General features: G+C 60.0%; 8 protein-coding genes. 4 read left to right on the forward strand and 4 right to left on the reverse strand.

Annotated elements, in window-relative coordinates; all coding sequences use genetic code 11:
• Positions 1-131 precede the first annotated feature (131 nt).
• The 3 genes from mapR to EJA70_RS28325 all read right to left on the reverse strand — a co-directional run bounded on the left by mapR (position 132) and on the right by EJA70_RS28325 (position 3,692).
• A complete protein-coding gene (gene mapR, locus EJA70_RS28315; RefSeq protein ID WP_008087199.1) occupies positions 132-1,541 on the reverse strand; it encodes a GntR family transcriptional regulator MpaR in 1,410 nt (469 codons plus the stop codon).
• Positions 1,542-1,817: 276 nt separating this feature from the next.
• A complete protein-coding gene (gene ccoG / locus EJA70_RS28320; protein ID WP_158835577.1) occupies positions 1,818-3,248 on the reverse strand; it encodes a cytochrome c oxidase accessory protein CcoG in 1,431 nt (476 codons plus the stop codon).
• A gap of 195 nt (positions 3,249-3,443) precedes the next feature.
• Positions 3,444-3,692, reverse strand: coding sequence for a DUF3203 family protein (locus EJA70_RS28325; RefSeq protein WP_008087195.1), 249 nt, complete (start codon positions 3,690-3,692; stop codon positions 3,444-3,446).
• A 123-nt stretch (positions 3,693-3,815) separates the two neighbouring features.
• Between EJA70_RS28325 and EJA70_RS28330 the strand changes: the two genes are divergently transcribed.
• Positions 3,816-4,328 (forward strand): MgtC/SapB family protein, encoded by a 513-nt coding sequence (locus EJA70_RS28330; RefSeq protein ID WP_158835580.1) that lies wholly within the window; start codon positions 3,816-3,818, stop codon positions 4,326-4,328.
• Positions 4,329-4,473: 145 nt separating this feature from the next.
• On the opposite strand, the gene EJA70_RS30900 is transcribed toward EJA70_RS28330, so the two are convergent.
• A complete protein-coding gene (locus EJA70_RS30900) occupies positions 4,474-4,632 on the reverse strand; it encodes a hypothetical protein (RefSeq protein WP_008087190.1) in 159 nt (52 codons plus the stop codon).
• Between the two features lie 216 nt (positions 4,633-4,848).
• On the opposite strand from EJA70_RS30900, the gene EJA70_RS28335 reads away from it, so the two are divergent.
• The 3 genes from EJA70_RS28335 (at position 4,849) to glgB (ending at position 12,568) form a co-directional block, all read left to right on the forward strand.
• Entirely contained in the window at positions 4,849-6,846 is a 1,998-nt protein-coding gene (locus EJA70_RS28335) for an alpha-1,4-glucan--maltose-1-phosphate maltosyltransferase (protein ID WP_158835583.1), read from the forward strand.
• Between the two features lie 146 nt (positions 6,847-6,992).
• Entirely contained in the window at positions 6,993-10,334 is a 3,342-nt protein-coding gene (gene treS, locus EJA70_RS28340; RefSeq protein ID WP_158835586.1) for a maltose alpha-D-glucosyltransferase, read from the forward strand.
• Between the two features lie 2 nt (positions 10,335-10,336).
• Entirely contained in the window at positions 10,337-12,568 is a 2,232-nt protein-coding gene (gene glgB, locus EJA70_RS28345) for a 1,4-alpha-glucan branching protein GlgB (protein ID WP_158835589.1), read from the forward strand.
• Positions 12,569-12,721: the final 153 nt, after the last annotated feature.

Here is a 12,721-nt window from a genome sequence, read left to right on the forward strand (position 1 = left end):
GCCATCTGAAACAGCTTCAGCGAATCCATCTCCCACAGGGATCTTCAGCGTACACAAAATGTGTGAGCGACCAAGAAACCTGTGGGAGCTGGCTTGCCAGCGATGAAGCCCGCGCATTCAACATCGAGTTATCAGAACGACCGCACGATCCGCCCCAACGTCTCCATGGCCTTTTCCGAATCCTCGGTCCACGGGCTGCCATAGTTCAGGCGAATGCAATTGCGGAAACGCTGCGTCGGCGAAAAAATCGGTCCCGGTGCGATGCTGATGCCCTGCGCTAATGCCATCTGAAACAGCTTCAGCGAATCCATCTGCGGCGGTAATTCCAGCCACAAGAAGTAGCCGCCTGCCGGTTGGCTGACCCGTGTCTGTGCCGGGAAGTAGCGGGCAATCGCGGCGAGCATCGCGCTCTGCTGTTCTTCCAGTGCATAACGCAATTTGCGCAGATGCCGGTCGTAGCCACCGTGTTGCAGGTAGTCGGCAATCGCCGCTTGCGCCGGCATCGAGGCGCACAGCGAGGTCATCAGTTTCAGTCGTTCGATTTTCTGTGCGTAACGCCCGGCGGCCACCCAGCCGATGCGGTAGCCGGGGGCGAGGCTCTTGGCGAACGAGCCGCAATGCATGACTAAACCTTCGGTGTCGAAGGCCTTGGCCGGTTTCGGTGCCTGCTGGCCGTAATAAAGCTCGGCGTAGACGTCGTCTTCGATCAGCGGCACCTGATGGCGGCGCAGCAGTTCGACCAGTTCCTGTTTCTTCGCCTCAGGCATGGTCGCGCCCATCGGGTTCTGGAAACTGGTCATGCACCAGCAGGCCTTGATCGGATGACGTTCCAGGGTTTGCGCGAGCACGCCGAGGTCGATGCCGTCGCGCGGGTGCACGGGGATTTCCACAGCTTTGAGTTTCAGCCGTTCCAGCACTTGCAGGCTGGCGTAAAACGCCGGGGCTTCGATGGCCACCAGATCGCCGGGCTCGGTCACCGCCTGCAGGCACAGGTTCAGTGCTTCGAGGGCGCCGTTGGTGATCAGCAGTTCTTCCATCGGCAGCATCAGGCCGCCGACCATGTAGCGCAGGGCGATCTGTCGACGCAGTTGCGGGTTGCCCGGCGACATGTCGGTGACAACCATGCGCGGATCCATCTCGCGGGCGGCGCTGGCCAGCGAACGCGACAGGCGTTGCAGCGGGAACAGCGTCGGGCTGGGGAACGCCGAGCCGAAGGGTACGGTGCTCGGGTCCTTGATCGATTCCAGTACCGAGAACACCAGTTCGCTGACATCGACTTCGGTGGAGTCATTAACGTGACTGCTGATGACGGGCTCGGAAAACGGGCTTGGCGCGTGGGTGTTGACGAAATAGCCGGAGCGCGGCCGGGCACGAATCAGGCCACGGCGTTCCAGCAGGTAATACGCCTGGAACACCGTGGACGGGCTGACGCCGTAGGTCTGGCTCGCGTAACGCACCGAAGGCACGCGCTGGCCGGGGCCGAGGACGCCGGAGCGGATCAGTTCAGCGATGTCGTCGGCGAATTTTTCGTAGCGTTTCATCGAGGAGCCTTGGTGCTGGTTGATGATGAGGTGTGTCAGGAGAACTGCCCCTCACCCTAACCCTCTCCCAGAGGGAGAGGGGACTGATTGGGGGATGCTTGTGAACTACACCGACCTGAAAGTGCTTTGCTGAATCCATAATCGACTCGGCCTGAACATGCTTTGCTGAATCCATAATCGACTCGGTCTGTCAGGTCGATGTATAGCGACAGACACCTCGGTCGGCCCCCTCTACCCCTGGGAGAGGGCTGGGGTGAGGGGCCGGATTCTAACGGTTCAGCGATTCATCGGCGCGACAAACCTGCTCTTCGCAACGCTGTAAACCTCGGGCTCATCGCTGTCGGCAATCTTGAAGCTCAGGGTCTGCGAGCTGCTGGCCGGGCGCTCCGTGGTCATCGCCACCGACACCGGCACATCGACAATTTCCCCCGGTGCCAGGCTCAGTTCAGTCTTGCCTTGTAGCTGGAAGCCGTCGCCGTCCAACAGGCTCAAGTTGTAAGTCTGGCGTTGCTGGGTCTTGTTGATGACTTTGAGGCTATAGATGTTTTCGATCTGGCCCTGACCGTTCTCGCGGAATAGCCCACGATCCTTGGTCACGTCCAGCGAGACCATCGGCCGCTCGACCAACGCCAGCGCCAGAGCGCCAATCATTGCCAGCAGCACCACGGTGTAGCCGATCAGTCGTGGCCGCAGCAGGTGCGTCTTGCCACCCTGCAATTCGCGCTCGGAGCTGTAGCGGATCAAGCCGCGCGGGTAGTTCATCTTGTCCATGATCGAATCACAGGCGTCGATGCACGCGGCGCAACCGATGCATTCCATTTGCAAGCCGTCACGAATGTCGATGCCGGTCGGGCAGACCTGCACACACAACTGGCAGTCGATGCAATCGCCGAGCCCGGCTTCAAGCGGTTTGACGTCGCGTTTGCGCGGGCCACGGTTTTCGCCACGGGCCACGTCGTAGGCAATCGCCAGGGTGTCCTTGTCGAACATCACGCTCTGGAAACGCGCATACGGGCACATGTGCATGCACACCGCTTCACGCAACCAGCCGGCGTTGATGTAGGTGGCCGCGGTGAAAAACAGCACCCAGAACAGACTGACACCGCCGATCTGCAAGGTCAGCAGTTCTTCGGCCAGTGGCCGGATCGGGGTGAAGTAGCCAACGAAGGTCAGGCCGGTCATCACGCTGATCGCCAGCCACAAGGTGTGCTTGGCCGCACGCCGCGCGAGCTTGTTCAGGCTCCACGGTGCGGCTTGCAGTTTGATGCGCTGGTTGCGCTCACCTTCAGTGATTTTTTCGCACCACATGAAGATCCACGTCCACGAACTCTGCGGGCAGGTGTAGCCGCACCAGACCCGGCCAGCGAACACGGTGATGGCGAACAGGCCGAACGCGGCAATGATCAGCAGCGCCGAGAGCAGGATGAAATCCTGTGGCCAGAAGGTCGCGCCGAAGATGTGGAATTTGCTTTCTGAAAGGTCCCAGAGCACTGCCTGCCGGCCACCCCAGTTCAGCCACACGGTGCCGAAGAACAGCAAAAACAGAAACCCCGCGCCGCTCATGCGCAAGGTGCGAAACAGACCGGTGAAGCTGCGAGTGTGAATCTGGTTGTCGCTGGATTTGGCCGTCGCCTTCATTGGGCGTGCGGGCACACTTTTTATAGTGGGAGATGCTTCTACGGTTCGGACGGGGATTTGTTCGCTCATGGTTATTCGCTCATCAGCCTCCATCAGGCCAGAGCACTATGAGCGTCGATCTGTTTGCATAACAGACTCAGGTATTTCAATAAAAAGCGGATCAGATGGCTTTTCGCACAGCGCCTGCGTCAACTTGAAGCAGCCCGCAGACAAAGGCGCAAACGCCTATCGCAGACGTTTGCGCCGTGTGTTGATCCGGGTCAGTCAAATCACCGAATCACTCTCGTCGGCCTTGAGGTGCTTGCGACCGTCTCTGGCACCGGCAACGGTCAAGGCGTCGGCCTCGGCTTCGGTGATGTAAACGCGCCGGCCTTCTATTTCAACGAAAGACATGGCTTTGTCGCTATCTGTCCTGACTTCAAGGGTGTCGCAAATGCGAATTTCCTCACCATTTTCGACGGTGAAAAAACACACTTTTTGCTCGGGATTGGATTCATCGACTCGCAGAGGCATGGCGGCAGTCCTTTTTTCAGGGGTATCTGCAAGGTTAGGGCGCGCGCTTCGCTGATCGTTCTGCGCAACTGATTAATGGTCGCCGCTGTCCATCGTCTATGAGCCAATAACAAGGACTGCACGATGAACGCGTGGTGGCATGAAGTGTGGGCAACCCTGCAAGCGGAATTCGCCGACGTCGGCGATGCGTCGCAGCTGACGCGCATTACCGTGCGCCTGCTGATGGCGGCGATTCTGGGCGGGATTCTCGGGTTTGAGCGTGAGCACAAAGGCAAGGCCGCCGGAGTGCGCACGCACATGCTGGTGGCACTCGGCGCGGCGCTGTTTGTGCTGGTGCCGCAAACGTCAGGGGCGGAGTCCGATGCGATGAGCCGGGTGCTGCAGGGGGTGATTGCCGGGATCGGCTTTCTCGGCGCCGGGACTATTTTGAAGAACCCGGAAGGCGACGAAGGTCACGTAAAGGGCCTGACCACAGCGGCGGGTCTGTGGATGACAGCGGCAATTGGCGTGGCGGCAGGGATGGGCAAAGAGGCGACGGCGTTGCTCAGTACCTTGTTGGCGTTGGGCATCTTCAGCGTGATGCCACGGATCGTGAAGTTTTTCGAGAAGGAAGAGCAGAAGACGGATGACCACTGATCGCTCCTGCGCCGGCTGATCATTCCCACGCTCTGCGTGGGGATGCCTCAATGGACGCTCTGCGTCCGCTTGGGGACGCGGAGCGTCCCGGGCTGCATTCCCACGCCGAGCGTGGGAACGATCAGGTACCTGAGGGGTGGCGGATTCAGAGGATCACGGGGGGCATGGTCGTTGGTGGTTCTTCCTTGGGCGGTGGTGTGGTGCCTGGTGGTTCCTGCTCGGGAATCGGTTGCGGTTCGGTTTCGGGCAGGGTGGGTTTGTCGATGTTCGGATCGGGTGTTTCGGCCGGGATCGGGATGTTCATCGGTGGACCTCCGTGTGGCACATGGCGTGAGAAGTGCTTAAGTGGATTGACCACCTCGTGGCGAATTCGATCCGCTTTTCTGTAACGGCAATTTCATCTGAACTTTTCCCGGGGCAGGTCGCTCGGAACCTAAGTGAGTTCATTCCGGACGGGCGCTCGATTGCGAACGCTGAACCGGCACAAGAGCGTCCTTTGGGCGTTAAGGAGAGATGCTCAATGACTGCTGAAACCCCCTCAGAACTGAGCTACAACCCGCACATCCCGCTGTCGCAGGCCTTGTTGTTGCCACGCATCGCCATCGAAAACACCCTGCCGACCCTCGATGGCGGCCAGTTTGCCGTCAAGTCGATCGCCGGGCGCGAAATAGTGGTCACCAGCAAGGTGTTCGCCGACGGCCACGACAAACTGGCCGTACGCATTCGCTGGCGCGAGGAAGGCGAGGAGACCTGGCAAAGCGAGGTCATGTCCGATCAAGGCAATAACGGCTGGCAAGGCCAGTTCCGCCCTGAGCATCAGGGGCGTTTTCTGTACTGCATCGAAGCGTGGATCGATCACTTCGCCAGTTTCCAGTACGAGCTGGAGAAGAAACACACCGCCGCCGTGCCCGTCTCGCTGGAATTGCAGGAAGGTCGGACGATGGTGCAGCAGGCCGCCGAACGCAGCGAAGGTCAGCTCAGCGAACAGCTCGCCGCGCTGCACCATGAACTGTCGGGGTTGCTCGAAACCGAGCAGGTCGCGCTGTTTCTGCACTCGCGCAGTGCGCAATTGATGGCCGAGGCCGATCACCGCGCCTACTTGAGCGTCAGCCCTGAATTCCCGGTGGACGTCGAGCGTGAACTGGCCGAGTTCGCCAGTTGGTACGAGCTGTTTCCACGCTCGATCACCGATGACCCCAAACGTCACGGCACCTTTAATGACGTGCACTCGCGCTTGCCGATGATCCAGGACATGGGTTTCGACGTGTTGTACTTCACGCCGATCCACCCGATCGGCCGCGCGCATCGCAAAGGTCGCAACAATTCGCTGAGCGCTGGCCCGGACGATCCTGGCAGCCCGTATGCGATTGGCAGCGAGGAGGGTGGTCACGAGGCGATTCACTCGCAACTCGGTACTCGCGAAGACTTCCGTCGACTGGTGGCGGCGGCTGCCGATCATGGTCTGGAAATCGCTCTCGATTTTGCCATTCAGTGTTCTCAGGATCACCCGTGGCTCAAGCAGCATCCGGGCTGGTTCAACTGGCGCCCGGACGGCACGATCAAATACGCGGAAAACCCGCCGAAGAAATATCAGGACATCGTTAACGTCGACTTTTACGCGCCGGATGCGATTCCGAGTCTGTGGGTCGAGTTGCGCGACATCGTCATCGGTTGGGTCGAGGAGGGTGTGAAGATCTTCCGCGTCGACAACCCGCACACCAAACCGTTGCCGTTCTGGCAATGGCTGATTGCCGATGTGCGAGCGCTGCACCCGGAAGTGATCTTCCTCGCCGAGGCGTTCACCACGCCGGCGATGATGGCGCGGCTCGGCAAGGTCGGGTACACGCAGAGTTACACCTATTTCACTTGGCGCAACACCAAGACCGAGCTGGCGACGTACCTCACCGAGCTGAATGAATCGCCGTGGCGCGAGTGCTTCCGGCCGAATTTCTTCGTCAATACCCCCGATATCAATCCGGCGTTCCTGCATGAATCCGGGCGGCCGGGCTTCTTGATCCGCGCCGCGCTGGCGACCATGGGCTCGGGCCTGTGGGGCATGTATTCGGGGTATGAACTGTGTGAAGCGGCGCCGGTGCCGGGCAAGGAGGAATACCTCGACTCGGAGAAATACGAGATCCGCGTCCGCGACTTCACCGCACCGGGCAACATCATTGCCGAGATCGCCCAGCTCAACCGCATCCGCCGGCAGAATCCGGCGTTGCACACGCATCTGGGCCTGAAGGTCTACAACGCCTGGAACGACAACATTCTGTACTTCGGCAAGCGCAGCGCCGATGGCAGCAATTTCATACTGGTCGCGGTCAGTCTCGATCCGCATAACGTACAGGAAGCGAATTTCGAACTGCCGCTGTGGGAAATGGGCTTGCCGGACGATGCGACGACCCATGGTGAAGATTTGATGAACGGACATCGCTGGGACTGGCATGGCAAATACCAGTTCATGCGCATAGACCCGGCTTACCAGCCGTTCGGCATCTGGCGAATCACCACTACGTAATGATCGTTCCCACGCTCTGCGTGGGAATGCATCCCGGGACGCTCTGCGTCCAAAATCGGACGCAGAGCGTCCATGGCGGCATTCCCACGCAGAGCGTGGGGACGATCATCGTGGGACGCTTCTCAAGAATTCAGCAGGAGTTTCACATGGCGAAGAAACCCAAGGCAGCCACCTTTATCAAAGACCCGCTCTGGTACAAGGATGCGGTGATCTATCAGGTTCACGTAAAATCGTTTTTCGACTCCAACAATGACGGGATCGGCGACTTTCCCGGCCTGATCGCCAAACTCGATTACATCGCCGAACTCGGCGTCAACACCATCTGGCTGTTGCCGTTCTATCCCTCGCCACGCCGTGACGACGGCTACGACATCGCCGAATACCGTGGCGTACACAGCGATTACGGGACCATGGCCGATGCCAAGCGCTTCATCGCCGAGGCGCACAAACGTGGTTTGCGGGTGATCACCGAGCTGGTCATCAACCATACCTCCGACCAGCACCCGTGGTTCCAGCGCGCGCGCAAGGCCAAACCGGGATCGGCGGCACGGGATTTCTACGTGTGGTCCGATGACGATCAGAAATACGACGGCACGCGGATCATTTTTCTCGACACGGAAAAGTCCAACTGGACCTGGGACCCGGTCGCAGGCCAGTACTTCTGGCACCGTTTCTATTCGCACCAGCCCGATCTGAATTTCGATAACCCGCAAGTGATGAAAGCCGTGCTCTCGGTGATGCGTTATTGGCTGGACATGGGCATCGACGGCTTGCGCCTCGACGCCATTCCGTACCTGATCGAGCGCGACGGCACCAACAACGAAAACCTCCCCGAGACCCATGACGTCCTCAAGCAGATTCGCGCCGAAATCGACGCCAATTACCCCGACCGCATGCTGCTCGCCGAGGCCAACCAATGGCCGGAAGACACCCAGCTGTATTTCGGTGACACCGACGCCAGCGGCTTGAATGGCGACGAATGCCACATGGCGTTCCACTTCCCGCTGATGCCGCGCATGTACATGGCGCTGGCCCAGGAGGATCGCTTCCCGATCACCGACATTTTGCGCCAGACCCCGGAAATTCCCGCCAATTGCCAGTGGGCGATTTTTCTGCGCAACCACGATGAATTGACCCTGGAAATGGTCACCGACAAAGAGCGCGACTACCTGTGGAATTACTACGCCGCAGACCGCCGCGCACGGATCAACCTCGGTATACGTCGACGCCTGGCACCGCTGATGGAGCGCGACCGTCGTCGTGTCGAGTTGCTTAACAGCCTGCTGCTGTCGATGCCCGGCACGCCAACGTTGTATTACGGCGACGAGATCGGCATGGGCGACAACATTTATCTCGGCGACCGCGACGGCGTACGCACGCCGATGCAGTGGTCGATCGACCGCAATGGCGGCTTCTCCCGCGCCGATCCGGCAAGCCTGGTGCTGCCGCCGATCATGGACCCGCAATACGGCTACCTGTCGGTCAACGTCGAAACTCAGGCGGGTGATCCGCATTCGTTGCTTAACTGGACGCGACGCATGCTCGCCGTGCGCAAGCAGTCCAAGGCGTTCGGTCGCGGCACGCTGAAGATGCTTTCGCCGAGCAACCGAAGGATTCTCGCGTACACCCGCGAATTCACCGACGCCGACGGCAAACACGAAATCATCCTCTGCGTGGCCAACGTGTCGCGCAGCGCGCAAGCGGCGGAACTGGACCTGTCGGCGTACGTCGGCATGGTGCCGGTGGAGATGCTCGGCGGTAATGCGTTCCCGCCGATTGGCCAGTTGAATTTCCTCCTGACCCTGGCGCCGTACGGTTTCTACTGGTTTGCGCTTGCCACGGAAAATCAGATGCCGAGCTGGCACGTGGAACCTGCGCAGAGCCTGCCGGACTTCACCACGCTGGTGCTGAAAAAACGCATGGAAGAGCTGCTCGAAGCACCGTCCCGCGCGACGCTGGAGCAAAACATTCTGCCGAGCTGGCTGCAGAACCGTCGCTGGTTCGCCGGCAAGGACGCGGCCATCGACAAGGTTCATCTGGCTTATGGCGTGCGTTTTGGCGACGCTCAACATCCGGTGCTGCTCAGCGAAATCGAGGTCACCAGCGCTGGCCAGACCAGCCGTTATCAGCTGCCGTTCGGTTTTATCTCCGAAGATCAGGTCGGCCCGGCGCTGCCGCAGCAACTGGCGTTGTCGCGCGTTCGTCGCGTGCGTCAGGTCGGTTTGATCACCGATGCGTTCAGCCTCGAAGCGTTTATTCGCGCCGTGCTGCAAGGCATGCAGAACAACACCGTGCTGGAATCAACCGAGGGCGAGATCCGTTTCGCACCGACGGCGCAACTGGAAAAACTCGGCCTCGGTGCCGAGTCGGAAGTGCGCTATCTGTCGGCTGAGCAATCGAACAGTTCGGTGGTGATCGGCAACAGCCTGGTGCTCAAGCTGATCCGCAAAGTGGCTTCTGGCGTGCACCCGGAACTGGAGATGAGCGCGTACCTGACCGAGGCTGGTTTCGAGAATATTTCCCCGTTGCTCGGTTCGGTGATTCGTCGCGATGCCAAGGGCGAAGACAACTTGCTGATGATCGCCCAAGGCTATCTGAGCAATCAGGGCGACGCCTGGGAATGGACGCAGAACAATCTCGAACGGGCGCTGCGCGATGAACTTGCCGATGCCATGTCCGAGCAGGAGCAGCATTACAACGCGCTGGGCGAATTGAAGGATTTTGCCAGCCTGCTCGGCCAACGCCTGGGCGAGATGCACAACGTGCTCGCGGCACCGACCGACAACGCTGATTTCGCCCCACAGTTGTCCACAGCCAAGGACATGCAAGCGACGGCCAAGGATATTGCTGCTCAAGTCGAACACGCGCTGAAGTTGCTCAAGCAGCATCAAAGCGAACTCAATGCGGCGGATCAGAAGCTGGTGAAACGGCTGGTCGACGAGAAAAAAGCCATCCTCGCCCATGTGCAGGATCTGGCGAAGAAAGCCACTGGCGGCTTGCGCATTCGCGTGCATGGCGATCTGCACCTGGGCCAGGTGCTGGTGATCAAAGGCGATGCCTACCTGATCGACTTTGAAGGCGAACCGGCGCGGCCATTGAGCGAGCGCCGTGGCAAACACAGTCCGTACAAAGATGTCAGTGGTGTGCTGCGCTCCTTCGATTACGCGGCGGCGATGACCATCAACGTCCACAACGTCGACCACAGTGCCGAGTCCGAAGACGCCCGCCGTCGCGTGGCGGAACGCTATTTGCGTGAAGCGCGTGAAGCATTTGTTCAGGCATATCGCCGGGCGGCAGCTAGTCTTGATCATGCTTGGCAAGATCCTGAAGGGGCCGACGCTGCGCTGGCATTGTTCGGTCTGGAGAAGGCGGCCTATGAAGTGGCCTATGAAGCCGAAAATCGCCCCACGTGGCTGCCCGTGCCGTTGCACGGTTTGTATGGGTTATTGACGGGGCTTAAACCCTTTTCCGATCTTGGTGGAGAGTAGTCATGAGTTTCTCGAACAAGGAACAGGGTCAGGTCAAAGAAGCATTATTGCCCTCGGCAAAAGATATCGATGCCTTGGTGCGTGCTGAACATCACGATCCTTTTTCCATTCTTGGCCCGCATGGCGATGGCGCTGGCGGGCAATTCATTCGCGCTTATCTGCCCGGTGCGTTGAGCGTTGTGGTGCTGGACAAGGACAGCGGCGAAGAACGCGGCCCGCTGGAGCAAACCGAAACGCCGGGGTTGTTTGTCGGCCATTTCGAGCAGGCGCGCCCGTACCAATTGCGCACGCGCTGGGCCGGTGGCGAGCAGGTCGCGGAAGATCCGTACAGCTTCGGCCAGTTACTCGGTGAAATGGATTTGTATCTGTTCGCCGAGGGCAATCACCGCGACCTCAGCGCGTGCCTTGGCGCGCAGCTGAAAACTGTCGATGGCGTCGACGGCGTACGGTTTGCCGTGTGGGCGCCGAATGCCCGGCGGGTCTCGGTGGTCGGTGATTTCAACGTCTGGGACGGCCGTCGCCATCCGATGCGCTTGCGTCATCCGTCCGGGGTCTGGGAGTTGTTTATCCCGCGCCTGCAAGCGGGTGAGTTGTACAAATATGAAATTCTCGGCGCCCACGGGATCTTGCCGCTCAAGGCTGACCCGATGGCGCTGGCCACCAGTCTGCCGCCGGATACCGCGTCGAAAGTCGCCGAGCCGCTGCAAATCGACTGGCAGGATCACGACTGGATGAACAGCCGCCGTGACCGCCACAAGCATTCGGCGCCGTTGTCGATCTATGAACTGCACGCCGGTTCCTGGCAGTGCGAGCTGGATGATCTGGGCGAAGTGGCGCGCCAGTACACCTGGCCGGAATTGGCCGAGCGCCTGATCCCTTACGTCAAGGAACTGGGCTTCACCCACATTGAATTGATGCCGATCATGGAGCACCCGTTTGGCGGTTCCTGGGGTTATCAATTGCTCTCGCAATTTGCCCCGAGTGCGCGCTACGGCTCGCCGGCGCAGTTCGCGGAATTCGTCGACGCCTGCCACCGGGCGGAAATTGGCGTGATCCTTGACTGGGTGCCGGCGCATTTCCCGACCGATGCTCACGGCATGGCGCAGTTCGACGGCACCGCGCTGTACGAATATGGCAATCCGCTGGAAGGTTTCCATCAGGATTGGGACACGCTGATCTACAACCTCGGGCGCACCGAAGTGCACGGCTATATGCTGGCCTCCGGGCTGCACTGGTTGAAGCATTTCCATGTCGATGGTTTGCGCGTCGATGCGGTGGCCTCGATGCTGTACCGCGACTATTCGCGCAAGGCGGGCGAGTGGGTACCGAACCGTCACGGCGGGCGGGAGAATCTGGAAGCCATCGATTTTCTCCGGCACTTGAATGACGTGGTGGAGCTGGAAGCACCGGGCGCCCTGGTGATCGCCGAGGAATCCACGGCGTGGCCGGGCGTCAGTCAGAGCACCCAGCAGGGCGGCCTCGGTTTTGCCTACAAGTGGAACATGGGCTGGATGCACGATTCGCTGCATTACATTCAGCAGGATCCGGTGTACCGCGCGCATCACCACAATGAGCTGAGTTTCGGCCTGGTTTACGCCTGGTCTGAACGCTTCATCCTGCCGATCTCCCACGATGAAGTGGTGCACGGCAAACATTCGCTGATCGACAAGATGCCCGGCGATCGCTGGCAGAAATTCGCGAATCTGCGGGCTTATCTGAGTTTCATGTGGACGCACCCGGGCAAGAAGCTGTTGTTCATGGGCTGTGAGTTTGGTCAGTGGCGCGAGTGGAATCACGATCAGCAGCTGGATTGGTATCTGCTGCAGTATTCCGAGCACAAGGGCGTACAGAAACTGGTCGGCGACCTTAATCGGTTGTACCGGGAGCTGCCGGCCCTGCACGATCAGGACGACGCGCCGCAGGGTTTCCAATGGTTGATTGGCGATGATGCGATCAACAGCGTTTATGCCTGGCTGCGCTGGAGCAAGGACGGCCAACCGGTGCTGGTGGTGGCCAACTTTACCCCGGTGCCGCGTCAGGCGTATCGCGTGGGCGTGCCGTTCGCCGGGCGCTGGACAGAGCTGCTCAACAGCGATGCCGACACCTATGCCGGTTCCAATTACGGCAATGGCGGCGGGGCGTTTACCGAGGAAGTGCCAAGCCATGGCCAGTCGTTATCGCTGGAACTGAACCTGCCGCCGTTGGCGGTGTTGATCCTCAAGCCTGAGGGTTGATCCAAGGCGCTGCAAAACCTGTGGGGGCGGGCTTGCCCGCGATGAGGCCGTCACTTTCAGCATTTTTGGTGACTGACACGCCGCCTTCGCTGGCAAGCCAGCTCCCACAGGGATCTTCGGTGATCTGAAGCTCACCAACGCATACGCACACCC

This window comes from Pseudomonas sp. PB103 (assembly GCF_009764635.1).
In the GTDB taxonomy this organism is placed as follows: Bacteria; Pseudomonadota; Gammaproteobacteria; order Pseudomonadales; family Pseudomonadaceae; genus Aquipseudomonas.